Consider the following 23,982-nt stretch of genomic DNA (forward strand, 5'->3'; position numbering starts at 1 on the left):
GGCCGAGGGCCTGCTACCGGTGGTCGTGATCCCCTGACGCGCGGCCGGTCTTCGACGAGCGCTTCTCGGACGTGAGGTCGCGGCGCCGCGATTGGTCGGGGTCCGTGGCGGACGTCTCGCCCGACGGATTCGACGTGGTGGGGGACGTGGACGGGCTCGGGGTGGAGCCGGTCGGCGCGCTCGGGGACGTCGTCGGCGACGAGCTGGTCGAGTGCCCATGCTTCGGACCGCTCGGGAGGGGATGCGTCGGCCCGAAGTAGCTGCGGGGGTGTCCCTTCGCCGGGGTTCCCGCAGGCGGTTTCGTCGGCGCTTCGGACGGCTTCGTCCCGGACGGGCGGGGTGACGCGGTGGGCGTACGGCCGGCGGACGGACGCGCTGCGCCGGGGAACGCCCGGACCACCGACTCGAGGCGAGCCCTGGAGCGTTCCGAGATCTCGCGGCGGGCCGAAGGCGCGTGGGCCTTCGGCTCGTGATCGCCTCCGCCGCCCGCGACGGCGGCGCCGGCCGACGTCAACAGGACCGTGACCGCGCCGAACGTGACGAACGCCCGGACGACCGGGCGGCCTGACGTCTTCGATCCCCCGCACGACACACGCGGCGGAGGCGCCGGCAGTGGCGGCGCGCCCGCGTCGACATCGGCGGCCAGGGCGGCCAGCAGGCGCCCGGCCGGATCGTCGGACGGCCCGAATCCGGCACCCGGATCGGTGATGCGGCGCCCGGAGAGAGCGTCGAACAGATCGCCGCTACGGCTGATCTCACTGAGGTCGAGCGGCTCGGGAGTGGCGGTACCCCCACCGGTCAAGCGATCGACTCCTCACTCGCCATCGCTCGAAGACGGGCGAGAGCCCGGTGCTGGGCGACGCGGACGGCCCCGGCTGACATGCCCAGTACATTACCGGTCTCCTCGGCGGACAGACCCGCCACCACCCGCAGAAGCACCAATTCCTTCTGATGATCCGGCAACCGGTCGAGAAGGTCCCGCGCGCGTTCGGCCTCGATGTAGCGGACGACCGTCTCCTCGGGTCCCGGCCGCTCGTCCGGGCCGTCGGGCAGGTCCTCGGTGGGCACGGCGGCACGGATCGCGCTGCGCATCGCATCCGCGATCTTGTGCGACGCGATGCCGAAGACGAACGAGGCGAACGGCCGGCCCATGTCGCGGTAGCGCGGCAGCGCCCCGAGCACGGCGATGCACACCTCTTGGGCCACGTCGTCCGCGATGTGGTACTGCCCCGACACCCGGCCGAGCCGCGCCCGGCAGTAGCGCACGACCATGGGGCGGACCCGCCCGATCAGGGACTCGACCGCCTCCGCGTCGCCTTGGACGGCAAGGCTCGTGAGTTCCCTGAGCTCGTTGTCGTCCGCTTTCGCCGGACGTCTCCCCCGTATTTCGTCGGCAGCACCCCGAACCGCGGCCCCGGCGATCGCTCCCTCGGTCACGAAAGCATGATGCCCACCGAGATCGCGCCTGTCTCCATCGTTGATGACAACGGAATGGTCACAGTACTGATCCCGACCCGCCTTTATCTCTCACCGTGACCGAATGACTACGGAGAGTCAGAGAATGGACGTCCTGGAACGACGGATGCCCCCGCCATTGTCCATGGCGAGGGCATCCGCGATCCGCCGGCCGTCGTACCGGCCGTACCGATGATCAGTGGCCGTGACCGTGGCCGTGGCCGCCCGCGGCGGCGTCCGGCTCTTCCTCCGGCTTGTCCGCGACCAGCGCCTCGGTCGTGAGCAGCATGCCGGCGATCGACGCGGCGTTGCTGACCGCGGAGCGGGTCACCTTGACCGGGTCGATGACGCCCTGGGCGATCAGGTCGCCGTACTCCCCGGTCGCGGCGTTGAAGCCGGAGCCGACCGGCAGCGCCTCGACCTTGGAGACCACGACGTAGCCCTCGTTGCCGCCGTTCTCGGCGATCCAGCGCTGCGGCTCGACCAGCGCGCGGCGGACGGCCTCCGCGCCGGTGGCCTCGTCACCGGACAGTCCGAGCGCGTCGAAGCCCTCCTTGGCGACGTGCACGAGCGCGCTGCCGCCGCCGGAGACGATGCCCTCCTCGATCGCCGCGCGGGTGGCGGAGATGGCGTCCTCGAGACGGTGCTTCTTCTCCTTCAGCTCCACCTCGGTGGCGGCGCCGACGCGCAGCACGCAGACGCCCCCGGCCAGCTTCGCCAGGCGCTCCTGCAGCTTCTCGCGGTCCCAGTCGGAGTCGCTGCCCTCGATCTCGCGGCGGATCTGACGGATCCGGTCCTCGATCGCGGCCGCCTCGCCCTCGCCGTCGACGACGGTGGTGGCGTCCTTGGTGACGGTCACCCGCCGGGCGCGGCCCAGCACGTCGAGGTCGACGCTGTCGAGCTTGAGGCCGACGGCGTCGGTGACGACCTGGCCGCCGGTGAGGACGGCCATGTCCTCCAGCATCGCCTTCCGGCGGTCACCGAAGCCCGGCGCCTTGACCGCGACGCTGACGAACGTGCCGCGCAGTTTGTTCTGCACCAGGAGCGCGAGGGCCTCGCCCTCGACGTCCTCGGCGACGATCAGCAGCGGCTTACGGGTCTGAGCGACCTTCTCGGCCAGCGGCAGGAACTCCGTGACGTTGGAGATCTTGCCGTCGTGGATGAGGATGTAGGCGTCCTCGAGGACCGCCTCCATCCGCTCCGGGTCGGTCACCATGTACGGCGACAGGTAGCCCTTGTCGAACTGGAGGCCCTCGGTGAACTCCAGCTCCAGGCCCATCGTGTGGGCCTCCTCGACGGTGATCACACCGTCCTTGCCCACCTTGTCGAACGCCTCGGCGATGAGCTCACCGATCTTGGCGTCCTGGGCGGAGATGGTCGCGACGTGCGCGATCGACTCCTTGTCGTCGACCTCGCGGGCCGACTTGAGCAGCTGCTCGGCGACGTAGTTGGCGGCGGCGTCGATGCCCCGCTTGAGGTTGATCGGCGACGCGCCGGCGGCGACGTTGCGCAGCCCCTCGCGGACGAGCGCCTGCGCCAGGACCGTCGCGGTGGTGGTGCCGTCACCCGCGATGTCGTTGGTCTTGGTGGCGACCTCCTTGGCGAGCTGCGCGCCAAGGTTCTCGTACGGGTCGTCGAGCTCCACCTCACGGGCGATGGTGACGCCGTCGTTCGTGATGGTGGGGGCGCCCCACTTCTTGTCGATGACGACGTTGCGGCCACGCGGGCCGATCGTCACCTTGACGGCGTCCGCGAGGGCGTTGACGCCGCGCTCAAGGGCGCGGCGCGCGTCCTCGTCGAACTCCAGGATCTTCGGCATTGGGAAGCTCCAAGTATGGGTGTCCGTGGACGTGCACAGCCCCGGCCGCCCTCACAGGGGACGACCGGGGCAGCGCATCTCGTGGGTCTTACTTCTCGACGACGGCGAGCACGTCGCGGGCCGACAGCACGAGGTACTCCTCGTTGTTGTACTTGACCTCGGTGCCGCCGTACTTGCTGTAGAGGACGACGTCCCCGACCTTGACGTCGAGCGGGACGCGCTTCTCGCCCTTGTCGTCGAAGCGACCCGGCCCGACGGCGAGAACGGTGCCCTCCTGGGGCTTCTCCTTCGCCGTGTCGGGAATCACCAGACCCGACGCGGTGGTCTGCTCGGCCTCAAGGGGCTGGACGACGATGCGGTCCTCGAGCGGCTTGAGAACAACCTTGGTGGCGGTCGACACGATCTGACCTTCCCCTTCGATTGCGTATCCTCGGCCGACCGGATCGGCCAGCCGCATGTTGGAGACGCGACCACGGTGGCCTGCCGTCGCGGGTGCCAGACCAGCCTGTCGCTTGATTGGCACTCTCATGGGGAGAGTGCCAAGTTGGAGATTATGCCGTGGCCGGGAACGCGTCAACACGGCCCCCCGTGCACCGCCGACCTGTCGTTATATGCGGCATTCGTCAAAGCTTGCCCGGCGGTCCGGCACGGCCGACAGCCACCCACCCCAAGCCCGCCGGTGACCCGGTACGGCCGGCGCCCCGCCCGGCCGGCAGCCCGCCAGTAACCGGCACGATCCGCGCCCTGCCCGGCCTACGGTCCGCCTGGTGGCACCCGGTACGGATGGCACCCTGCCCAGCCCACGGTTCGCCTGACGGCCTGGCGAAGTCCGCGCCCCCCAACCCCCTGCCCCGCCTTCTGGCCCAACACGATCCGCACCCACCCGGCCTGCGCTCCCCCTGATGGCACCCTGCCCAGCCCACGGTTCGCCTAGTGGCCCGGAACGGTCCGCACCCACCCGGCCCACGCCCGCCCAGCGGCCCGGTACCGCCCCGCGCACACCCAGCCCACGACCCGCCCAGTGGCCCGGGTACGGCCCGCGCCCACCCCGCGACGCGGTCACCCAATACGGCCACCCACCCGACCCACTCCCGTCCAGCCCCCGGTACGACCTGCGGCTACCCGTCCCACGGCCCGCCCGGCAACCCGGTACCGCCCAGCCCACGACCCGCCCAGCGGCCCAGGTACGGCCCGCGCCTGCCCCACGACGCGCCCGGTCACCCGATACAGCCCGCACCCGCCCGACCCACGGCCCGCCCGGCGACCCGGCATGGTCCGCCTCCACCCGGCCACAGCCCGCCCGACGACCCGGTACCGTCGCCGCCCCGCCCGGCCCGCCCCGGAGCCCGGCACGGCCCGCAGCCCGGCACGGTCCGTGTACGTCCAGCCCACGGCCCGTCCGGTGGGCCGGTACGGTTCACGGCCGCGCGGCCACTACGGTCGTCGGGTGGACATCGCCGCATTTCAGGGGCTGCTCACCCCCGAAGGCCAGGAGCTCCTCGGCGAGATCGGCGCCGCCGACGTCGACGAGAGCACACTCCTTGCCACCGCCTCCCGGCTCCGCGCCCGCCACCCCGCGGAGCTGGTCGGCGCCGCGCTCACGCAGGCCCGGCTCCGCGTGCGCGGGCGGGCCAAGTTCGGGGCCGACGCGGACCGCATGTACTTCACGCCGCAGGGGCTCGAGCAGGCGACCCGGGCCGGTGTCGCCCGGCACCGGGCGCGGCGGTTCGCCGACCGGCTCGGCGGCCTCGACCCGCGCGGCACGGTGCTCGACCTGGGCTGCGGCATCGGCGGCGATCTGCTGGCGCGCGCCGGCGCGGGCGTCGGTGGCCTCGGCGTGGAGCTGGACCCGCTCACCGCCGCCGTCGCCCAGGCGAACCTTCGTGCCTTCGCCCTGGAGGACCTGGCGGACGTACGGCCGGGCGACGCGACCGCTCAGGACCCGGACGGGCACGCCGCGGTCTTCGCCGACCCCGGACGCCGAACCTCCCGCGGGCGGGTCTTCGACCCGGAGGCGTACCTGCCGCCGCTGGGCACGGTGCTCGCCATCGCCGGACGGGCGCCCGGCGGCTGCGTCAAGGTGGCGCCGGGCATTCCCCACGAGGCCGTGCCCCCGGGCGCGGAGGCCGAATGGATCTCCGACGGCGGCGAGGTGAAGGAGGCGGCGCTGTGGCTGGGCGACCTGGCGGACGACGTACGACGCCGGGCGACCGTCCTGCGGCCGGGCCGGGAGACCGCCACTCTGACGGCTGAGCCCGATCTCGGGCCGCCCCCTATCGCCGGCTGGCGCCGCTATCTGTACGAACCGGACGGCGCGGTGGTCCGGGCGCACCTGGTGGCCGAGGTCGCGGCCCGGCTCGACGGGGCGCTGGCCGACCCGCGGATCGCCTACATCACCTCGGACGCGCTGCTGGCGACGCCGTTCGCCCGGCCGTACGAGATCCTGGACGTCCTGCCATTCGCGGTGAAGCGGGTACGGGCGGCGCTGCGCGAGCACCGGACGGGCACCCTGACGATCAAGAAGCGCGGCTTCGCGGGCGACATCGAACGGCTACGCCGCGACCTGCACACAGACGGCACCGAGGAACGCGTCCTCGTGCTCACCCGCGTGGGCGACGCCCCGACCGCCCTCATCTGCCGCGAGGCATGAACGAAACGACGCCGGGCACCGGAGGGGCGGTCCGGCCGTGGCGACACCCGGCGGTCGCCGCACGAACGTAGGCCGCGCGGTACGCGGCGCAGGACGCGAGGCATGCGGGACGCGGCGCGCGCGGCACCGGACAGCGGCGGGTGGCGCCGCGCAGGGGGACTTGCGGGATCCGGCGCGAGCGGGACGCGGGGCAAGCGGGACGCGGGGCAAGCGGGACGCGGGGCAAGCGGGACGCGGGGCGAGTAGGGCGCGGAGGAACTGGGGCGCGGCTGCGGGGACGTGTGGGTGGGCGACACGCCAGAGTCCGGCAAAGACCACGGTCGCGACCGTGTCCGGCTGACTACTCTTGGCGACCGGAAGGCCGCGCCGCGGGCGCGATGACGGGTGCGCGCCGGGCGGGCGCGGGCGAACACGGGGGGCGAACGATGGCCGACGCCGTACTGCGGTGTCCGAAGTGCGGTGCCGGAATGGTGACTTTCCAGCGAGGCGGCATCGTGTTCGAGGAGTGCTCCCGCTGCCGTGGGGTGTTCCTCGGGCGCGGGGAGCTCGACCGCCTGATCTGGCGCGGCACCGGGCAGGTCGCCACCGTCTGCGGCCCTCCGGCGGGGCTTTCGTACGAGGGCCGACACCGTCGCGCCTGAAAAGGGCAATTTGCCGTAGGCGGCTAAGAATCTCTTTTCCCTGAATTTCTTTTCTTCGGCTCGATGACCTTGGTTCGCTCAATAGAGTGTCTCCTCGCGATCCACGCCGCTGCCATTTCCGCGCGTAGATCGGCGGCACGGCAAACGAAGGAGCACCCGGGTGGACACCAATCACAACTTCCTGCAGACAGGGGGTCAGCCGGTCTCGGACCGAATGCGAGAATTGCTAGCCCGCGCGGCGCAAGATCACGTCTATGAGCAGCGATCGACAGGTCAGCTCCTGGACGAGATCCACCAGCGGCTGGAGGGAGTCGAGTGGCTGCTCCGCGAGGTCCGGGAGCGTGAGCTCACCGGGCTGACGACCCAGCTCGACACCGTCCGCGGGCAGGTCGACGAGCTGTTCGGCAAGCCTCCGGAGTGGGCCGAGGGGCTGGCGGAGCACATCGAGTCGGTGGGCGAGCGGGTCAAGCCCGTCGCCGAGTTGCCCTCTCTCTGGGCCGACGTCGGTGTCATCGCCGAGAACGTCGACGAGGGTCTGGCCCGCATCCAGGCCGTGCTCGACTCCAGCCGGAGCATCACCGACGCGACGTTGCAGGCCGCCCAGCAGATGGACGACCTGACCAAGCGTCTCGACCGGCTCGCCGGCACGATGGAGGCCGCGTCGGTCCGGTTCAACCGGCTGGACAAGACCCTCGCCGACCTCGGGCACCGGTCCGAGAAGCTCGAGCATGAGATCAACGGCGTGGCCGGCAAGGTCGACCAGTCGCTGAACGACATGGCCGAGCGCGTCGAGCAGGGCCTCGAGGCGGTCAACGGCCGGGTCGAGGGCGTCGGCGGGCGCCTCGACGGCATCGACGGCCGTCTGGAGGGCCTGTCCGGCAAGCTGCGCGGGGTCGAGGGGCATTTCCAGGCGCTGGAGGCCAAGGTCGACGGGGCCTGTGACCGCGTTGAGGGCGTCGACCAGCAGATCGATCGGCTGCCGGTGACGCTGGAGATCGCCGAGCTGCACCGCAAGATCGCCGCGATCGGCGACCGCCCGTTCATCGACCCCACCGACCGGTTCGACGCCTTGGAGAAGCGCCTGTCCGAGGCGGTCGACCCACTGATCGACGAGTTGCGCGCCCGGCCCGACCGCGACGAGACGGAGGAGACGTTGACGAAGGTCATCGACGCCTCCCGCGTCGACCTGACCAAGCACATGGAGATGCTGCGCGAGGATCTCCTGCGCCAGGTCGTGGGGGTGCACGACGACGTCACCCAGCGGGTCAGCGGCGCGCAGCACGACGTGGCCAAGCAGGTGACGACCGTCCATGAGGATCTGATGAAGCGGCTCGTCACGCTGGAGGAGACGATGCTGGCGCTGGCCGAGGCGTTGCTCCGGCCGCGACGCGACGGCAAGGACTGATGGGGTGGCCGCTCGCAAATCACCTTAGAGCGGCCACTTCGTCAATATTCCCCCATTACCCGCAATTTGTACGGCCGACCCGCAAGGACATGCCGTTCGCACTACCTCGCATCGATAAAATCACTACCGATCCTCGGCCGAATCCGTTTTGATGGGGGCCGTGACCTTCCCCACGCTCTCCGATCCGCCGAGCGCTGCCACGCTGCGTTGGATCGAAAAATGCCTGGGGCCCGGCAGTGAGGTGAAAATGGTCCGGCCCATTGTCGGCGGCCTGGACCATGTCAACCACGCGGTGCTGGCGGAGAGCCGCTCGGGCACCGTGCATCGCCTGGTGCTGCGGCGCTGGGCGTCGTCCGGCTGGCCCGTCATCGACATCGACTTCTCCCCCGAGGTCGAGATCGCGGCGCTGACCCTGCTCACCGCGTGCGAGATTCCCACGCCCGCGCTCGTGGCCGCGGATCCCTCGGGCGCCCACTGTGACGTCCCCGCGCTGCTGATCACCCGGCTGCACGGCCATCCGCCCCGGCCGTCCCCTGCCGAGCTGCCCGAATACCTCATCCAGCTGGCCGCCGCGCTGCTCCCCGTGCACGCGGTCGCGGGGGCGTCCACGATGCCGCCCTACCGCCCGTACAACCGGCTCGAGATCAGGCTCGCCCCACGGCACGCCCGCCGACCGGCGCTGTGGGAGCACGCGCTGGACGTCGCCGCCGGCCCCACCCCCGGAGCCGTGCCGCACTTCATCCACCGCGACTACCATCCCGACAACACGCTGTGGGCGGGCGGCCGGCTGACCGGCATCGTCGACTGGTCCACCGCCACGTACGGCCCGGTCGCCATCGACATCGCCCACATGCGTCGCGCCCTGGCCCTCCGGTACGACATCGCGGTCGCCGACCGGTTCTCCGCCTGCTTCGACCAGGTGTCCGGCGGCTACCGCCACGACCCGTACTGGGACCTGCGCACGGTCCTCGACCTGCTCCCCGAGCAGCCCGACCGGACGATCACCGCCCGCGACATCCCGGCCCTGGAGGATCTGCTCGACCACGCCCTCGCCGACCTCGGCGCCCCGGCCCGCTTCTGACCCCACCGGCCGGCCGCCGCGCTGGGAGCCGGGCAGCACCCAGGGCTGTCACGCCTTTGTGATCGGTGCCCTGCTCAACGCGGTGGTGCGCCGGGTCCTCGAGGCGCCCCCGCGTGGGGGACAAGGTGACGTCATGGTGACGTCACGGCGCTCCCTGCACCCGTCTTCCCTCAGTCCGGACGGCGTCGCGCTCCTCTGGCTCGTTCGTCGAGCGATGCCGGTTCGCCGAGCCCCGCGCCGGGATGGCGCGGGGCTCGGTCATGGGCGAGTACGTCCCCCTCCGGCCGTACCCGCCCACGTTCCAGCGGCCGGTTGACCGGCTCAGGCCCTGGTGGCCTGTCCCGCCCGGACGCGTACCAGCAGGTCGTCGAGCTGGGAGATGGCCGGCTGCCAGTCACGCGGTACGACGTGGCACCTGCGCGCCCGCTTCTCGCCGTAGCTGATCGAGTAGGCGATGTGGTCGGCGACGTCGCAGCCCGTCGGCGAGGACCACCAGGTCCAGATCCGGTCCAGGTTCGCGCGAAGGCCGTCGAGCTCGCCGGCGCTGAGGGTGATCTCCGCCGGCCTGGACGAGGTGCGGGCCACGCCCGCCGCGTCGACGGTCACCGTGTCAGCGAAGCCGGCGAACCCGCCCGTCCGCGTGTAGGTGACGAGCGCCGGCTCCCTGGCCGGTTCCGTGGCGGCGTACGCGCCACCGGCCATGGTCATCGTCGTTACGAATAGCGTACAAATGGAAAGGAAAATGCGTCGCATGTCCACCTCTTTGTGGCGTGCGCCGATGTATTCGGCGATGCAGAACAAGACAGGATGGAGGTACGGCGAAATCGCGATTCACCGATATCACCGTTTGGCGCGGAGCTCCGTCGGCTCGGGACCCCGCCGTCCCGAGCCGACGTCCAGGAACGCTCGCGAAGTGACCGGATGACACACCGGTCGACCTGGAATTTCTCCGTCAGAAGGCGAAGATGACGCCTCCCGTCGCGCGGATCGCCGCGCAGCGGTTGAAGAACGTCCGCGCATAGCGACGCGAACCGCCGTTCCACCGGCCCTGCGCGGTCACCCGCACGGGCGCGTAGATCAGCGTGCACGCGCCGGTCCCCTCAGGCAGGTCGGCGATCCGCCCCTCGACGGCACGAAGCTGATCGCAGGCCGCCGACGGCGCGAGGTGGGTGCCACCGTCTGGACCGCAGGTCAGAACGGCCGTTTGAGCAGGTTCTCCGCTCTCGACCGGGCTGACGGACAGGGTGTAGACGCCCTGCGGCCAGGTCGACGGCGCGGCCGGTGCCGCCATCGCGGGGGGTCCGGCGACCATGGCGGCCGCCCCCAGGGCGGTCACCGCGGCGAAGCGCCGTCCTCCGGTACACAGCGAATCAGGCATGCGCATTCCTACCTCCTTGCCAGGCCAGGCTGTGTTCGACAGCCATTTCGGCGTGACGAGAGTCGGCCTTTTGGGCGTTCCCTCGCCTTAATGATGGGACCTTTCCACAAAGACCCTGACAACTTGTTTCGTCGTGGAGTCCTTGCAGTCACGGATGTTATGGCGGCGAAATCAGCGATTCAACCCCCGCCCACCTGTCCGGACCCGGCCAGCGATCTAACAAGGGAACAATTGAAAGATGTACTTGTTCTGACGTGCACGCACATCCGAGCCGCCATCAGCCCTTCTACGGTTAACGGGACGCGTCCTCGTCGCGCGGCGAATCAAAATATTCCGAATAATTGAACCGCATCAGTGGGCCACGTCACACCGCCTCGCCACACCCCACTGCCAGCCGACAGGTGACGTCACACGACTGCGGTGACGTCAAAGTGACGTCACTTTGGTGTTGTCATGACGCCAGACGGTGTGCCATGCTGACGTCATGCACTTGGAGTCGTACGTCGCCCAGCTTCGTCAGGAGCTCGCGGTCGCCGCCGAGACCGGCGGCGATGAGGCCCGCGAGCTCGCCGAGCGCCTCACGGCGCCTCTGCAGTCGGCGGTCCGGCTCGTCCTGCTGGAGGCACTGTCGACCGCCGCCGAGGAGATCACGCGAGAGCTCGCGCCCGGCTCGGTGGACGTGCGCCTCCGCAGGGGCGAGCCGGAGTTCGTCGTGGAGCCGCCCCCCGGCGCCACGGAGGAGGACACCGCCATCGTGGCAGCGCCGGCGGCGGAGCCCGCTCCACCGGTGTCCTACAGCACCAAGGACGGCGCCGTCTCCCGGATCAGCCTCCGCCTTCCCGAAGAGCTGAAGACCAGGGCCGAGCAGATCGCCGACCGAGAAGGGCTCTCGGTGAACGCCTGGCTCGTCCGCACCATCGCCGAGGCCGTGGAGCGTACGGACCGCGAGCAGGACGTCCGCAGGCGCTCGTCTCCGCGCGGCAACCGCTACACCGGCTGGGCCCGCTGACCCGGGCCCTCTTCACCACCCCCGACCACCGGCGGGGTCATCGACCCCGCGACCAGGAAGGCAGCATCATGCCCACATTCGCCAGCCCCGAGCCGATCGCCGCAACAGTCGACATCATCATGGGCGATGTCCGCATCACCGCGTCCGACCGCACCGACACCGTCGTCGAGGTTCGGCCCGCCGACGCGTCGAAGGCGAGCGACGTCCGAGCCGCGGAGGAGACCCGGGTCGAATTCACCGACGGACGACTGCTCGTCAAAGGGCCGAAGAGGCGCGCCAGTATGATCCTGGGCCCCGGCAAGAGCCCCGCCGTCCAGGTCGACATCGAGCTCCCCACAGGCTCCGACCTGGACGCCAAATCCGGGTTCGGCAACCTCCACTGCGCGGGGCGGTTCGGCGACTGCGAGGTCTCCAGCGGCGCCGGCGTCATCTGGATCGAGGACACTCGCGCTCTGCAGGCGAAGACCGGCGGCGGAGACGTCACCGCCGGACACGCGACGGGCGACGCGAAGCTCACCACGGGTGTCGGTTCGGTACGTCTCCGCCGCGCCGACGGCGCCGTCACGATCAAGAGCTCCGCGGGATCCGCCTGGGTCGGCGAGGCCGCCGGTGACGTCCACGCCCGCTCCGCCAGTGGCGACATCGTGATCGACCGGGCGCTTGCCGACGTCGAGGCGAAGACCGCAGCGGGCATGATCCGCATCGGTGAGGTCTCTCAGGGCACCGTCGTCATGCAGGCCGGCGCCGGTCAGCTGGAGGTCGGTGTCCGCGAGGGCACTGCGGCCTGGCTCGACGTGCACTCCACCGCCGGAAGCGTGCACAACATGCTGGACACGACCGACGGCCCCGGAGAGGCCGACCGGACCGTCGAGGTCCGCGCCCGCACCTCACTCGGTGACATCGTGATCCGCCGCGCCGCCCTGACTTCTCAGGACTGAGCCGTACGAGAGGGACGCCGATCTGACACCTGATCCCCGGCGGGCACCGGCCTGCCGCCCACTTCCCCACATCTTCTGACCGGGCTGCGATCTTTCGCCCGACTCCGTGACCTCGCAGCGTCACGAGGCCCGATCACCCGTTCGCCTCGCCCCGTACTCCCTTGGCAGAGGCCCGGGCGTTTCCCCGATCCCCGTTGATCCCCTCCCGTCCAGGGCGATGTGCCGGCGCCAGCGCGTCACACCGCGTCCTGACGCATCCTGCCCCGAACATCAGCAAGGAGACCCCTCATGAACGACGCGATCACAGCCGAAGGACTGGTCAAGAGATACGGCGAGGTGACCGCTCTGGACGGGCTGAGCTTCTCCGTCCCGCAAGGAACAGTGCTCGCCCTGCTCGGCCCGAACGGCGCCGGCAAGACCACGACGGTGCGGGTGCTGACCACGCTGCTGCGTCCCGACGGCGGCCGCGCCACCGTCGCCGGATGCGACGTCGTCGGTGACGCCCGGCGGCTGCGCTCGTACATCGGGCTGTCCGGTCAGTACGCCGCCGTCGACGAGCACCTCACCGGCGCCGAGAACCTGGAGATGGTCGGGCGGCTGTACCACCTGGGCGTCAAGCGCAGCAAGGCCCGCGCCCGCGAGCTGCTCGAACGCTTCGACCTCACCGACGCCGCCGACCGCCCGGTCAAGGGCTACTCCGGCGGCATGCGCCGCCGCATCGACCTCGCCGGCGCGCTGGTCGCCGACCCGCCGGTGCTGTTCCTGGACGAGCCCAGCACAGGCCTGGACCCCCGCGCCCGCGCCGCGCTGTGGGACACCATCTCCGAAATCGTCGCGGCCGGCAGCACGCTGCTACTGACCACCCAGTACATGGAGGAGGCCGACCACCTCGCCGACCAGATCATGGTGGTCGACCACGGACGCGCCATCGCCCGCGGCACGGCCGACGAACTCAAGGACCGGGTCGGCGGCAACCGCATCGAGCTGACCGTGACCAGCGCCGCCGAACTGGAGACCGCCCGGCAGACGCTCGCCTGGGTCGCCGTCGGCGCCATGCAGACCGTGCCGGAATCGCTCAAGCTCACCATCCCGGTCACCGACGGCCCCGAGGCGCTCCGCCAGGTCCTCGGCCGGCTGGCCGACGAAGGAGTCGGGATCCGGGACGCCGGGCTTCGGCGGCCGACCCTCGACGACGTCTACCTCACCCTGACCGGACACCGCGCGTCCGGCACCGAAGAGCAGGTCCAGGAGGCCACCCGATGAACGCGCTCACCATGCCCATCGTCGATGGCTGGACCATCGCCAAACGCAACACCCTGAAGATCCGGCGGTCGCCGGACCTGCTCGGTAGCGTCATCATGCTGCCGATCGTGCTCGTGCTGATGTTCGCCTACGTCTTCGGCAGCGCCATCCACGTCCCCGGCATGTCGTACCGGGAGTTCCTGCTCCCCGGCATCTTCGTCCAAGCCGTCATCACGGGCGCGCAGATCACCGGCTACACGCTGACCCTGGACCTGCAGAAGGGCATCTTCGACCGGTTCCGCTCGCTGCCCATGGCCCCGTCCGCGGTGCTGATCGGCCAGACCGTCAGCGACCTGCTGATGAACCTCGTCGGCCTGGTCGTCATGGCGGTGATGGGACTGATCGTCGGCTGGCGGGTGCACACCTCGCCGTACGAGGCCGTCCTCGGCTTCGGGCTGCTGCTGCTGTTCGCCTACGCCTTCTCCTGGTTCACCGCGACCGTCGCGCTGGCCCTGCGCACCCCGGAAAGCTTCAACAACATCGCCACCATGCTCTCCTTCCCGCTGGTGTTCGTCTCCAACGCTTTCGTCGACAGCTCCAAACTGCCCACACCGCTGCGCGTCGTCGCCGACTGGAACCCCATCTCCACGTTCACCCGAGCCACCCGCGAACTCTTCGGCAACACCAGCAGCGCGATGAAGACCTCGAACGCCTGGCCCATGCAGCACGCCATCCCGGCATCGCTGCTCTGGATCGCCGTCATGCTGGTCGCCTTCATCCCGCTGGCGACCCGCCTCTACAAGAAGACGGTCAGCGCCTGACCACCGGCACAACGCGAAGGCACCCCATCCGGCAACCCACACCGGAGGGGCGCCTTCCTCAACTTGCTCGGCGAGCTGTTCGCCTGAGCGCGACACCAGAGAGAGGAAGCATGAAGACTCGATCCCCAGAAATCACCAAGGGCAACGGAGTCCGGACGCGACGGGTCTTCCGGCGGGTGGGGGTCACGGCGCTGGCGGCCACGCTGCTGGCCGGGGTGGCCGCACCCGGGGTGGCCACCGCGGACAGCAGGGCCGTGCCGAAGGCCGCTGCCGGGCAGGATCGCCCGGAGCTGCAGAAGGCCATCCAGGCGTTCGTCGATTCCGGTCTCGCCGGGGTGCAGCTGCGCGTGCATGATCAGCGGGGCGACTGGGTCGGCAGCGCCGGGGTGCGCAAGCTGGGCCAGACCGCCAAGCCGCCGACGAACGGGCGGTTCCGGATCGGCAGCACCACCAAGACCTTCACCGCGACCCTGGTGCTGAAACTGGTGGCCAAGGGCAAGATCGGGCTGGATACCCCGGTGGCCGACTACCTGCCCCAGCTCGGACTGGACAAGCGGATCACCGTGCGGATGCTGCTGCAGCACACCAGCGGATTGTTCAACTACGCCGGCGGCGAGCGCTACCCCGACGGGACGTTCGTGCCGGGGATCCCATGGTCAGGCAAGGAGTGGGTGGACAACCGGTTCCACACCTACCGGCCGGAGGAGCTGGTCCGATTCGCCTTGTCCAAGCCGGCGCGGTTCGCTCCGGGCACGGACTGGAGCTACTCCAACACCAACTACGTGCTGGCCAGGCTGCTGATCGAGAAGGTCACCGGCCACTCGTACGCCACGGAGATGCAGCGGCGGATCCTGCGGCCGCTCGGGCTGCGGGACACCGTGGTGCCGGGCACCCGGACGGAGATCCCCGGGCCGCACGCGCACAGCTACTACCGGTACCAGGACGGCGACCAGTGGAAGACGGTCGACGTCACCCGCCAGAACCCCTCCTGGATCTCCAGCGCCGGGGAGATGATCTCGACCACCGAGGACCTCAACACATTCATCTCCGCGCTGCTGAGTGGCAGGCTCCTCCCGGCCCCGTTGCTGGCCGAGATGCTCAAGCCGCACCCGACCGACGACCCGACGAGCGACTACGGCCTCGGGCTGTACGAGCTGCGCGCGGACTCGAACTGCAGCGGCACCATCCTGATCAACCACAACGGCGGCGTCCAAGGCTCTGGGACGCTGATGTACAGCACGCCCGACGCCGGCAAGACCATGGAGGCCTCGGTGACCTACGTGGACGGCGTAGACGCCCCGGTGGGCGCCTACCAGAAGCTGGTGCAGGGGCTCGTCAACACGGTGTTCTGCGGCGGGCAGGCTGCGGGCTGACGCGGCCCAGCCGACTCAGCCGACGGGGCCGAGCACCGTGGACCCGCACGCGTTCCCTCCCGATCGTGGCCCCGGCCTAGGCGTTCAGGTCGGCTCACGGTTCGGGAAATAAGCCGGTTCCGCTGCTAACAGAACTACAGGGTATCGCGAAACCGCTGAGGCGAGCCGGAAGCTGCTCTATGCCAGGACCTGGGTGATCGGAAGGGAGCTGTCGGCGGGCAGGTCGAGGTGGGAGGGGCTCAGGCCGGAGGCGACGAGCTCGGAGCCGAGTGCCGCGACCATCGCGCCGTTGTCGGTGCACAGCTTCGGGCGGGGCACCCGCAGCTGGATGCCCGCCGCGTCGCAGCGGTCCTGGGCGAGCGCGCGGAGCCGGGAGTTGGCCGCGACACCGCCGCCGATGAGCAGGTGGGAGACCCCGTTGTCCTTGCAGGCGGCGATGGCCTTCTTGGTCAGCACGTCGACGACCGCCTCCTGGAAGGCCGCGGCGACGTCGGCGACCGGCACCGGCTCGCCGGCGCGCTCGCGGGCCTCGACCCAGCGGGCCACGGCGGTCTTGAGGCCGGAGAAGGAGAAGTCGTAGGTGCCGTCGTCGTACTTGCCGCGCGGGAAGAACACCGAGCCGGGGTCGCCCTCCCGGGCCGCGCGGTCGATGTACGGGCCGCCGGGGAAGCCGAGGTCGAGCACCCGCGCGACCTTGTCGAACGCCTCGCCGGCGGCGTCGTCGACGGTGGCGCCGAGCGGGCGTACGTCGGAGGCGACGTCGGGGACGAGCAGCAGTGACGAGTGGCCACCGGAGACGAGCAGCGCCACGCACGGCTTGGGCAGGGCGCCGTGTTCGAGCTGGTCGACGGCGACGTGGGCGGCGAGGTGGTTGACGCCGTACAGCGGCTTGCCGAGGCCGAGGGAGTAGGCCTTGGCGGCGGCGACGCCGACGAGGAGGGCACCGGCCAGCCCGGGGCCGGCGGTGACGGCGATCGCGTCGACGTCGTTCAGGGTCACGCCGGCGTCGGCCAGGGCACGGTCGACGGTCGGTGTCATGGCCTCCAGGTGGGCTCGCGACGCCACCTCGGGGACCACCCCGCCGAACCTCGCGTGCTCGTCGACGCTGGAGGCGATGGCGTCGGCGAGCAGCGTGTGGCCGCGCACGATTCCGACGCCCGTCTCGTCGCAGGACGTCTCGATCCCCAGGACCAGGGGCTCGTCCCTCATGTTCCCACTTCCTGTCCGGCGGGCACTCCGCTCCGCCGCGCGTCACGGACCATCACGATCGCGTCCACCCCGGACGGCTGGTAGTAGCGCTTGCGAATACCGACCTGGGTGAAGCCGAACCGCTCGTACAACCGCCGCGCCCGGTCGTTGTCGGCGCGCACGTCGAGGAAGACCTCGGGGCAGCCGCGCGCGGCGGCCTCCCCCAGCAGCGCGGTCAGCAGCCGAGTGCCGAACCCCCGCCCCTGCGACTCCGGCCGGACGCCGATGGTCAGCACGTCGGCCTGGTCTCCGACGGCGGCCAGGCCGGCCCAGCCGGCGAAGCGCCCGTCGTCGTCCTCGATCACGACGTAGTGCCGCGTGCCGCTCAGGTCGGACAGCTCCTCGCGGTAGGCGTCCTCCGACCAGGACTCCTCGGGGAACAGGACGGGCTCGAGCGCAAGGACGTCGGGCAAATCGTCGGCGGTCATCGGGCGCAGCGTCATGCCGGCGTCACCCGTTTGCGCGGGCCGGGTTCACGGGCGTCGGGCTTGCGGAGGTACAGCGGGACCGGCGGCACCAGCGCGGGGCCGTCGCCGCCGTTCAGCCGGGTGATCACCAGGTCGGCGAGCGCGGCCGCGGACGGCAGCGCGGGCTCCTGCCCGGCGAGCGTGTCGGCGTAGAGGAGCGCGCCCTCCCCGACGGCGGGTAGGCCCGGCTCGGCCGCCTCGGCGGGCTTGCCGACGGCGGGCCCGGCGACGCGGACGCCGGCACTGTCGTAGCGCGCCCAGTAGACCTCCTTGCGCCGGGCGTCGGTGGCCACGACGAAGGGGCTCGTACGGCCGGACTGCCAGGCGAGGACGTCGAGGGTGCAGACGCCGTGCACGGGAATGCCGAGCACGGTGCCGAGCGCGCGGGCGGTCACCAGTCCGACGCGCAGCCCGGTGTACGGCCCGGGGCCGACGCCGACCGCGATGGCCGACAGGTCGGCCCGGGTCACCCCGGCCTCGTCGAGCACGGTCGCGATGGCGGGGGCGAGCACCTCGGCGTGCCGCCGCCGGTCGACCGCGTTCGACTCGGCGCGCAGGCGAACGCCGCCGGAGGTGCCCTCGCTCAGGGCGACGGTGACCGCGGCGGTAGCGGTGTCGAAAGCCAAGACCAGCACGACCTATGAGCGTAGCGCGCCCACGGCACCGGTCCGACCGGGTCAGGACCCGGTCAGGGCGCTCCACGGGCGTGCCGACCGCCGCCGCCCGGCCGGGTCAGGCCCGGTCAAGCGCTCGTCGGGCGTGCGAGCGGCGCTGTCCGGCCCGGTCGGGACCCGGTCAGGCGCTCGGCGGGCGCAGCGAGCGGCGCCGTGCGGCCGGGTCAGGACTGGGACTGGAGCTTGGAGATGACGTCGCGGGCGGCGGAGAGGGCGCCGTTCGTGGCGTCGGAGGACGAGAGGGGCTTCGCGGCGTTGTCCTGGCCGTCGCCGCCGGAGTAGTGGACGGTGACGAGGACGTTGGCGAGGCGGGCGTTGGCGACGGCCCCTCCGACCTCGCCCTTGTCCACCGTGTACACCACGTACGCCTGTTCACCGACGCCGCTGACGCCACGGCTGTCACGTACCTGAACCGTGTCGCCGAGGTCCTTGCCCGTGCGGTCGGACTCCCACTCCGCGCCGAACGTCTGGGTCGCGACGGCGGTCGCGCTGGTCTTGCCCTGGGCGCTCATGGCGCGCAGTTCGACGGACAGCTGCCGGCCCGTGTTCCCGTAGAGGCTCCACGCGCACTCGCTGTGCTGGTCGGACTGGTTCCCCTGGTCCATCTCGGTGCGCTCGGCGCTCGGGGCGAGTTCGTCGGCGACCTTCTGGCTCAGCGCGGTGCAGGCGTCGGGGACCACGTCGCGCTCGGAGCCTCCGGGGGCGCTCATGGGCGAGTTCTGCGGCCCGCCGCCTGCCTTCGACGACGCCGCGTGCCGGGCGTTGTCGCCCGTACGGAGGAAGGCGAACGCCGCTACGGCGCAGGCCGCGACGACCACTGCGAGGACGCCCGCACCGGCCCAGACGCGTCTGCTGCGTCCGGTCGGGCGGGGGGCACGACGACGACCGCTCACCGGATCTCTCCCTCTCGACCTATATGTCCTGATCTGCCAGGAAGGTGAGATTTATTCGAGAGGGTATTGCAAGATCCCTGAAACGTCTGCGCCAAGTGGGAAAGGAACCGGGCCAGATCCTGTTAATCGACGGAGTCGGTCACAGTACGTGATCGATCGGCGAGTCCGCCCAACGCGCCCCTACCCCGGTGATGCGGACGGTGCGCTCCTCCGAGTCGCTCCGCTCGATCGTGACCTCCAGGCGGTCCTCGGACAGGTCCTCGACCAGGCCCTCGCCCCACTCGACGACGGTCACGGCGTCCTGCAGGTCGAGGTCGAGATCGTCGACCTCGTCGAGACCTCCGAGGCGGTAGGCGTCGGCGTGCACCAGGGACGGTCCCCCGGCCAGCGACGGATGCACCCGGGCGATGACGAAGGTCGGTGAGGTGATCGGCCCCCGGACCTTCAGGCCCTCGCCCAGCCCCTGGGTCAGCGTCGTCTTGCCCGCGCCGAGCGGCCCGGACAGCACGACCAGGTCTCCGGCGCGCAGCGCGCCGGCCAGCCTGCGGCCCAGCTCGCGCATCGCCTCATCGGTGGGAACCGGGATGGGTTTCACGCCGACCGCTCCTCTTCCTCGACGCGGCGCGCGCGGTCGATCAGCCGGACGAGCGCCTGGGTGACGATCTCAGGATGCTCCATCATGGAGACGTGGCCCGTCTCGGCCAGTTCGACGAGTTCGACGTCGTGCAGCGCCTGCGCGATCGCCCGCCCGTGCGCGGCGGGCGTCAGGCGGTCCTCGTCGCCGACCACCACCAGCGCGGGCACGTCCTCGAACACCTCCAGCGCCGCGAGCTTGTCGTGGGCCGCGAGCGTCGGGTAGAACGCCGCGATCACGTCGATCGGCGTCGCCCGGATCATCTGTTCCAGGAAGTCCACGACCGCGGGGCTCACGTTCTTGTCGCCGAAGGCCATCCGGCGGGTGACCATGAACGCCACGTCGGCGCCGACCCGCCGTCCCCGGTCGATCAGCTCGGCGGGCTTGCCGCCGAGGCCGCGCGTCACCCGGGGCAGCGCCGCCTTGAACACCTTCCCGAACGCCATCGGCAGGCCCAGGGTCAGCTCCGCCAGCTCGCCCGAGGACGTGTTGATCAGACCGACGGCGGCGATCCGGCCGCTCTCGAACAGCTCCGGGTGGGCGTCCGCCAGCGCCATGATCGTCATGCCGCCCATCGAGTGGCCGATCAGGACCACCGGCGCGTCCGGCTCGACCGTGGCCTCCAGCACCGCGAACAGGTCCGCGCCGCACTGGTCGACGGTGGCGTGGGTCAGGTCGCTGCGCCCGGACCGGCCGTGACTGCGCTGGTCCCAGAAGACCATCCGCAGGTCGCCGTCCCGGCCGAGGTCGCGGCGCTGGTAGTGCCAGCAGTCCTGGCTCAGGGCGTAGCCGTGACAGAAGACGACCGTGAAAGGGGCGTCGTCCGGCCCGTCGATCTCGACGTGGAGCGGCACTCCGTCGGTCGCCTCGACCGTCAGCGGACGCCCGCGCAGCTCACCGAACGGCTCGCCCGCGTCCGGGTCCGGGGCCAGCCGGGCCCGCCCGACGGCGTACTTGCGGGCGGCGACGACCGCGCCGACGCCGATCGCGGCGGACGTGCCGACCGCCGCACCGATCAGACCGATGCGCTTCTTGTTCATACGGGGGATCCTTCGTACACGCGGGGGACGCGGGCGCCGATGCGGGTGACGATCTCGTACGAGATGGTGCCGAGCAGGTCGGCCCAGTCCTGGGCGGTGGGCTCGCCCCGATCGCCCGGGCCGAAGAGGATCACCTCGTCCCCGGCCTCGATCGCGTCGTCGCCCACATCGATGACGAACTGGTCCATGCAGACCGTGCCGGCGATGCGCCGCCGGCGCCCCGCCGCCCAGACCTCCAGGAGGTTGGTGCCGCTGCGCGGGATCCCGTCGGCGTATCCCAGGGGGACGAGCCCGAGCGTCGTCTCCCCTTCGGTGAGGTAGCGATGCCCGTACGACACGCCCGTGCCCGGCGGGACCCGCTTGACGTTGACCAGCCGCCCGGTGAGGGTCATCGCGGGCCGCAGGCCGAAGTCCTGGCCCGGGATGGGGGTCAGGCCGTACGCGGCGATGCCGGGCCGGACGAGGTCGTAGTGCGCCTCCGGGATCGTCAGCGTCGCCGCGGAGTTGGCCAGGTGCCGGAGCTCCGGGCGTACGCCGGCCTTCTCGGCCAGTTCGACGGCCTCGGCGAAGATCTTCAGTTGCGCGGAGATCGACGGATGGCCCGGCTCGTCCGCGCACGCCATGTGCGACCACAGCCCCACCACCCGCACCGGCCCCTCGGCCTGGGCGCGGAGCGCGGCGTCGACGACCAACGGCCACTCGGCGCCGGTCGCGCCGTTGCGGGACAGCCCGGTGTCGGCCTTGAGGTGCAGCCGCGCCGTACGGCCGGCGCGCACGGCGGCCCGCGCGATCTCCTCCACCTGGCCCACCGAACTCGCGGTCAGGTCGACGCCGGCGCCGATGGGCTCCTCGAACGGCTCGCCCGGGCCGTACAGCCAGCACAGCAGCGGCGCGTCGACGCCGGCCCGCCGCAGCGTCATCGCCTCGGCGAGCGAGGCCACGCCCAGCCAGGTCGCGCCGCCCGCCAGCGCGGAGTGCGCGACCGGGACGATGCCATGCCCGTACCCGTCGGCCTTGACGCACACCATGACCTCGGCGCCCGCCGCCTTCTCGCGGAGGACGCCGACGTTGTGCCTGATCGCCGCCAGGTCGACACGCGCTGTCGCGGGGACGTTCACCATGCGTTCCAGTGTGGCAGCCATCGGCGTGAGCTCCGGCCATCCTCGCGGCCCGGTCAGGCGAGACCGTGCCGGATGCCGCGCGTTCCGGTCCGGCGGCCGCGGAACGCCACGACATCTGCCGTCCGTCCCGGTCAGATGAATACCAGCCGAACACGCGGCACAGACCGCCCTCCGATGAGCGGGTGCGCGGAACGCCTCGTACGACGCCGGCCGCCTGTCCCGGTCAGGCGGACAGGGTGCGGAACGCGGCGGGCAGGGCGTCGACGACGTCGTACGCGCTGATCGGCGCGGCGCCGTCGGCGTGCGGGTCGGCGGACAGCCGTCCGGCCAGGCCGTGCAGGTACGCCGCGGCCGCCGCCGCGTCGATCGCCGACAGGCCGCCGGCCAGCAGCGTGCCGGTGAGTCCGGACAGGACGTCGCCGGTGCCCGCCGTGGCCAGCCAGGGCGTGCCGGTCGGGTTCACCCGCACCGGGCGTTCGGCCTCGGCGATGACCGTGGTGGAGCCCTTGAGCAGGACGGTGGCGTTCAGCTCCTCGGCGGCGCGGCGCACGTGCTCCAGCCGCCGCGACTCGACCTCGGCGGCGTCCGTGCCCAGCAGCCGGGCCAGTTCCCCGGCGTGCGGGGTGAGGAGGGTCGGCGGGGTCCGCCACAACAGGTCCCGGCGCCGCGACAGGATCGTGAGCCCGTCGGCGTCCACGAGAACCGGCAGGTCCGAGGCGAGGGCCTGGGTGAGCAGCGCCTCGGCCCGTTCGTCGGTGCCGAGCCCGGGCCCGACCACCCACGCCTGCACGCGCCCGACCTGGTCCAGCGAGTCGCCGATGACGGTGGTGACGGCCTCCGGCCAGCGGTGCCGGACCAGTTCCACCGGGTGCTCGGACGACGCGAACCGCACCATGCCGGCACCGCCGTGCACCGCCCCGCCGACGGCGAGGACGGCGGCCCCGGTGAAGGCCTCCCCGCCCGCCAGCACGCCGACGACGCCGCGCCGGTACTTGTCCGACTCGTGGGTCGGCCGGGGCAGCCAGGCCGCGACGTCCTCGCCGCGCGGCGCACAGACGTCCGGGTCGGAAAGGTACGGGCCGAGGCCGATGTCGACGAGTTCGACCACACCCGCGTGCCGGGCGCCCGGGTCGACGAGCAGGCCCGGCTTGTACGTGCCGAAGGTGACGGTGACGTCCGCCTTGACGGCCGCGCCGTCGACCTGGCCGGTGCTCGCGTCGATGCCGCTGGGCAGGTCGCAGGCGACGACGACCGAGCCGCTGTCCGCCGCGCGTCCGGCCAGGGAGGCGTACGGCTCGCGCAGGCCGCCCCGGCCGCCGATGCCGAGCATGCCGTCGATGATCAGATCGGCACGGTCGATCTCGGCCGCGGCCTCGGCCTCGTCCGTGGCGGGCACCGCCCTGCCGCCGGCGGCGCGGAGCGAGGCCAGCCCGCCCTCGTGGGTCTTGGTCCCGGCGAGGATCGCGGTGACCCGCGCGCCGCGCCGGGCCAGGCCCGCGCCCGCGTACAGGGCGTCGCCGCCGTTGTCGCCGCTGCCGACCAGGAGGACGATCGGCGCGCCGTAGACCCCCAGACCGACCTCGCGCCCGCTGCTGAGGAGCCGGGCGCAGACCGCGGCCAGGCCGGCCGCGGCGCGCCGCATGAGCGTGCCTTCGGGCAGACGGGCCATCAGCGCTCGCTCGGCGGTCCGTACCTTCTCCACCTCGTGCGCGTACCGCATCACGCTCGCCTCCTCATCGGACGTTCTCGGCCATGACCACCGCGACGGCGACGCCGCCGTCGTGGCTGAGCGACACATGCCATGTGGTGATGCCCAGCCGGCGGGCCGCCTCCGCGATGGTGCCCTTGACGTGCAGGGTGGGGCGGCCGTTCTCGGCCCGGCGCACCTCCGCGTCGTGCCACAGGAGGTCGCCCGGCGCGCCGAGAGCCTTGGCCAGGGCCTCCTTGGCGGCGAACCGCGCGGCCAGGGACCGTACGGGCAGCTCGCGCTCGTGGTCGGTGAAGAGCCGGAGGGCGAGGTTCGGCGTGCGCTCCAGCGACCTGGCGAATCGGGCGACGTCCACGACGTCGATCCCCACTCCGACGATCACTCG

At 71.6% G+C, this 23,982-nt stretch carries 24 protein-coding genes; 9 read left to right on the forward strand and 15 right to left on the reverse strand.

From position 1 onward, the window contains the following. Nucleotides 1-13: 13 nt before the first annotated feature. From ACQP2O_RS47855 to groES, 4 genes are all read right to left on the reverse strand, one after another. A complete protein-coding gene (locus ACQP2O_RS47855) occupies nucleotides 14-802 on the reverse strand; it encodes a hypothetical protein (protein ID WP_433176284.1) in 789 nt (262 codons plus the stop codon). Continuing rightward, nucleotides 799-1,386 (reverse strand): sigma-70 family RNA polymerase sigma factor, encoded by a 588-nt coding sequence (locus tag ACQP2O_RS47860; protein ID WP_360892492.1) that lies wholly within the window; start codon nucleotides 1,384-1,386, stop codon nucleotides 799-801. Before ACQP2O_RS47860 ends, ACQP2O_RS47855 begins: the two co-directional genes overlap by 4 nt. Before the next feature lie 265 nt (nucleotides 1,387-1,651). Then, entirely contained in the window at nucleotides 1,652-3,274 is a 1,623-nt protein-coding gene (gene groL / locus ACQP2O_RS47865) for a chaperonin GroEL (RefSeq protein ID WP_433176285.1), read from the reverse strand. Nucleotides 3,275-3,362: 88 nt separating this feature from the next. Further along, nucleotides 3,363-3,674: a co-chaperone GroES gene (groES, locus tag ACQP2O_RS47870; RefSeq protein WP_425542373.1), complete on the reverse strand. Its 312-nt coding sequence runs from the start codon at nucleotides 3,672-3,674 to the stop codon at nucleotides 3,363-3,365. Nucleotides 3,675-4,721: 1,047 nt separating this feature from the next. Here groES and ACQP2O_RS47875 point away from each other — a divergent pair. The 4 genes from ACQP2O_RS47875 to ACQP2O_RS47890 all read left to right on the forward strand — a co-directional run bounded on the left by ACQP2O_RS47875 (nucleotide 4,722) and on the right by ACQP2O_RS47890 (nucleotide 9,051). Next, entirely contained in the window at nucleotides 4,722-5,924 is a 1,203-nt protein-coding gene (locus tag ACQP2O_RS47875) for a THUMP-like domain-containing protein (protein WP_433176286.1), read from the forward strand. Nucleotides 5,925-6,349: 425 nt separating this feature from the next. Further along, nucleotides 6,350-6,565 (forward strand): zf-TFIIB domain-containing protein, encoded by a 216-nt coding sequence (locus ACQP2O_RS47880; protein WP_433176287.1) that lies wholly within the window; start codon nucleotides 6,350-6,352, stop codon nucleotides 6,563-6,565. A 160-nt stretch (nucleotides 6,566-6,725) separates the two neighbouring features. Continuing rightward, a complete protein-coding gene (locus ACQP2O_RS47885; protein ID WP_433176288.1) occupies nucleotides 6,726-7,970 on the forward strand; it encodes a hypothetical protein in 1,245 nt (414 codons plus the stop codon). A 247-nt stretch (nucleotides 7,971-8,217) separates the two neighbouring features. Then, complete coding sequence (locus tag ACQP2O_RS47890) at nucleotides 8,218-9,051, forward strand: aminoglycoside phosphotransferase family protein (protein ID WP_433176289.1); 834 nt, start codon at nucleotides 8,218-8,220, stop codon at nucleotides 9,049-9,051. 321 nt (nucleotides 9,052-9,372) lie between these two features. Here ACQP2O_RS47890 and ACQP2O_RS47895 read toward each other — a convergent pair whose 3' ends face one another. Next, complete coding sequence (locus ACQP2O_RS47895) at nucleotides 9,373-9,759, reverse strand: hypothetical protein (protein WP_433176290.1); 387 nt, start codon at nucleotides 9,757-9,759, stop codon at nucleotides 9,373-9,375. Between the two features lie 244 nt (nucleotides 9,760-10,003). Next, nucleotides 10,004-10,429: an SSI family serine proteinase inhibitor gene (locus tag ACQP2O_RS47900; RefSeq protein ID WP_433176291.1), complete on the reverse strand. Its 426-nt coding sequence runs from the start codon at nucleotides 10,427-10,429 to the stop codon at nucleotides 10,004-10,006. A gap of 484 nt (nucleotides 10,430-10,913) precedes the next feature. Here ACQP2O_RS47900 and ACQP2O_RS47905 point away from each other — a divergent pair, with 484 nt between their 5' ends. The 5 genes from ACQP2O_RS47905 (at nucleotide 10,914) to ACQP2O_RS47925 (ending at nucleotide 15,812) form a co-directional block, all read left to right on the forward strand. After that, a complete protein-coding gene (locus ACQP2O_RS47905; RefSeq protein ID WP_433176292.1) occupies nucleotides 10,914-11,438 on the forward strand; it encodes a hypothetical protein in 525 nt (174 codons plus the stop codon). 68 nt (nucleotides 11,439-11,506) lie between these two features. Beyond that, the gene (locus ACQP2O_RS47910; RefSeq protein ID WP_433176293.1) at nucleotides 11,507-12,376 is read left to right on the forward strand and encodes a DUF4097 family beta strand repeat-containing protein; all 870 of its coding nucleotides are present in this window, start codon (nucleotides 11,507-11,509) and stop codon (nucleotides 12,374-12,376) included. A 288-nt stretch (nucleotides 12,377-12,664) separates the two neighbouring features. Next, entirely contained in the window at nucleotides 12,665-13,639 is a 975-nt protein-coding gene (locus ACQP2O_RS47915) for an ATP-binding cassette domain-containing protein (protein ID WP_433176294.1), read from the forward strand. Beyond that, nucleotides 13,636-14,439 (forward strand): ABC transporter permease, encoded by an 804-nt coding sequence (locus ACQP2O_RS47920; protein WP_433176295.1) that lies wholly within the window; start codon nucleotides 13,636-13,638, stop codon nucleotides 14,437-14,439. The genes ACQP2O_RS47915 and ACQP2O_RS47920 overlap by 4 nt, the downstream gene beginning before the upstream one ends. Nucleotides 14,440-14,549: 110 nt before the next feature. Next, on the forward strand, nucleotides 14,550-15,812 hold the full coding sequence (locus ACQP2O_RS47925) for a serine hydrolase domain-containing protein (RefSeq protein WP_433176296.1): 1,263 nt from the start codon (nucleotides 14,550-14,552) through the stop codon (nucleotides 15,810-15,812). Nucleotides 15,813-15,989: 177 nt separating this feature from the next. On the opposite strand, the gene tsaD is transcribed toward ACQP2O_RS47925, so the two are convergent. The 9 genes from tsaD to ACQP2O_RS47970 form a co-directional block, all read right to left on the reverse strand. Then, on the reverse strand, nucleotides 15,990-17,021 hold the full coding sequence (gene tsaD / locus ACQP2O_RS47930; protein WP_433176297.1) for a tRNA (adenosine(37)-N6)-threonylcarbamoyltransferase complex transferase subunit TsaD: 1,032 nt from the start codon (nucleotides 17,019-17,021) through the stop codon (nucleotides 15,990-15,992). After that, nucleotides 17,018-17,488 carry a ribosomal protein S18-alanine N-acetyltransferase gene (rimI, locus tag ACQP2O_RS47935; protein ID WP_433176298.1) on the reverse strand — a complete coding sequence of 157 codons (471 nt, stop codon included), beginning with the start codon at nucleotides 17,486-17,488 and terminating at the stop codon, nucleotides 17,018-17,020. The genes tsaD and rimI overlap by 4 nt, the downstream gene beginning before the upstream one ends. An 11-nt stretch (nucleotides 17,489-17,499) precedes the next feature. Continuing rightward, the gene (tsaB, locus tag ACQP2O_RS47940) at nucleotides 17,500-18,162 is read right to left on the reverse strand and encodes a tRNA (adenosine(37)-N6)-threonylcarbamoyltransferase complex dimerization subunit type 1 TsaB (RefSeq protein WP_433176299.1); all 663 of its coding nucleotides are present in this window, start codon (nucleotides 18,160-18,162) and stop codon (nucleotides 17,500-17,502) included. A gap of 203 nt (nucleotides 18,163-18,365) precedes the next feature. Next, on the reverse strand, nucleotides 18,366-19,094 hold the full coding sequence (locus tag ACQP2O_RS47945) for a hypothetical protein (RefSeq protein ID WP_433176300.1): 729 nt from the start codon (nucleotides 19,092-19,094) through the stop codon (nucleotides 18,366-18,368). Nucleotides 19,095-19,233: 139 nt separating this feature from the next. Further along, entirely contained in the window at nucleotides 19,234-19,656 is a 423-nt protein-coding gene (gene tsaE / locus ACQP2O_RS47950) for a tRNA (adenosine(37)-N6)-threonylcarbamoyltransferase complex ATPase subunit type 1 TsaE (protein ID WP_433191410.1), read from the reverse strand. Nucleotides 19,657-19,685: 29 nt separating this feature from the next. After that, nucleotides 19,686-20,768: an alpha/beta fold hydrolase gene (locus tag ACQP2O_RS47955; protein ID WP_433176301.1), complete on the reverse strand. Its 1,083-nt coding sequence runs from the start codon at nucleotides 20,766-20,768 to the stop codon at nucleotides 19,686-19,688. Then, nucleotides 20,765-21,910 (reverse strand): alanine racemase, encoded by a 1,146-nt coding sequence (gene alr, locus ACQP2O_RS47960; protein ID WP_433176302.1) that lies wholly within the window; start codon nucleotides 21,908-21,910, stop codon nucleotides 20,765-20,767. The genes ACQP2O_RS47955 and alr overlap by 4 nt, the downstream gene beginning before the upstream one ends. A 202-nt stretch (nucleotides 21,911-22,112) precedes the next feature. Then, nucleotides 22,113-23,609, reverse strand: coding sequence for an NAD(P)H-hydrate dehydratase (locus ACQP2O_RS47965; protein ID WP_433191413.1), 1,497 nt, complete (start codon nucleotides 23,607-23,609; stop codon nucleotides 22,113-22,115). A 13-nt stretch (nucleotides 23,610-23,622) separates the two neighbouring features. Continuing rightward, nucleotides 23,623-23,979, reverse strand: coding sequence for a holo-ACP synthase (locus tag ACQP2O_RS47970; protein WP_433176303.1), 357 nt, complete (start codon nucleotides 23,977-23,979; stop codon nucleotides 23,623-23,625). Nucleotides 23,980-23,982: the final 3 nt, after the last annotated feature.

The sequence above is a fragment of the Actinoallomurus sp. CA-150999 genome (assembly GCF_050942425.1).
Taxonomy (GTDB): domain Bacteria; phylum Actinomycetota; class Actinomycetes; order Streptosporangiales; family Streptosporangiaceae; genus Actinoallomurus.

What these genes read in the sequence shown, in the direction of transcription:
- ACQP2O_RS47910 (WP_433176293.1), top strand. Translation starts at nt 11,507, where the DNA reads ATGCCCACATTCGCCAGCCCCGAGCCGATCGCCGCAACAGTCGACATC.
- ACQP2O_RS47915 (WP_433176294.1), top strand. Translation starts at nt 12,665, where the DNA reads ATGAACGACGCGATCACAGCCGAAGGACTGGTCAAGAGATACGGCGAG.
- ACQP2O_RS47895 (WP_433176290.1), bottom strand. Translation starts at nt 9,759, where the DNA reads ATGACCATGGCCGGTGGCGCGTACGCCGCCACGGAACCGGCCAGGGAG.
- ACQP2O_RS47965 (WP_433191413.1), bottom strand. Translation starts at nt 23,609, where the DNA reads ATGCGGTACGCGCACGAGGTGGAGAAGGTACGGACCGCCGAGCGAGCG.
- ACQP2O_RS47925 (WP_433176296.1), top strand. Translation starts at nt 14,550, where the DNA reads ATGAAGACTCGATCCCCAGAAATCACCAAGGGCAACGGAGTCCGGACG.
- ACQP2O_RS47905 (WP_433176292.1), top strand. Translation starts at nt 10,914, where the DNA reads ATGCACTTGGAGTCGTACGTCGCCCAGCTTCGTCAGGAGCTCGCGGTC.
- rimI (WP_433176298.1), bottom strand. Translation starts at nt 17,488, where the DNA reads ATGACCGCCGACGATTTGCCCGACGTCCTTGCGCTCGAGCCCGTCCTG.
- ACQP2O_RS47880 (WP_433176287.1), top strand. Translation starts at nt 6,350, where the DNA reads ATGGCCGACGCCGTACTGCGGTGTCCGAAGTGCGGTGCCGGAATGGTG.
- groL (WP_433176285.1), bottom strand. Translation starts at nt 3,274, where the DNA reads ATGCCGAAGATCCTGGAGTTCGACGAGGACGCGCGCCGCGCCCTTGAG.
- tsaD (WP_433176297.1), bottom strand. Translation starts at nt 17,021, where the DNA reads ATGAGGGACGAGCCCCTGGTCCTGGGGATCGAGACGTCCTGCGACGAG.
- tsaE (WP_433191410.1), bottom strand. Translation starts at nt 19,656, where the DNA reads ATGCGCGAGCTGGGCCGCAGGCTGGCCGGCGCGCTGCGCGCCGGAGAC.
- ACQP2O_RS47955 (WP_433176301.1), bottom strand. Translation starts at nt 20,768, where the DNA reads ATGAACAAGAAGCGCATCGGTCTGATCGGTGCGGCGGTCGGCACGTCC.
- ACQP2O_RS47900 (WP_433176291.1), bottom strand. Translation starts at nt 10,429, where the DNA reads ATGCCTGATTCGCTGTGTACCGGAGGACGGCGCTTCGCCGCGGTGACC.
- alr (WP_433176302.1), bottom strand. Translation starts at nt 21,910, where the DNA reads ATGGCTGCCACACTGGAACGCATGGTGAACGTCCCCGCGACAGCGCGT.
- ACQP2O_RS47890 (WP_433176289.1), top strand. Translation starts at nt 8,218, where the DNA reads ATGGTCCGGCCCATTGTCGGCGGCCTGGACCATGTCAACCACGCGGTG.
- ACQP2O_RS47920 (WP_433176295.1), top strand. Translation starts at nt 13,636, where the DNA reads ATGAACGCGCTCACCATGCCCATCGTCGATGGCTGGACCATCGCCAAA.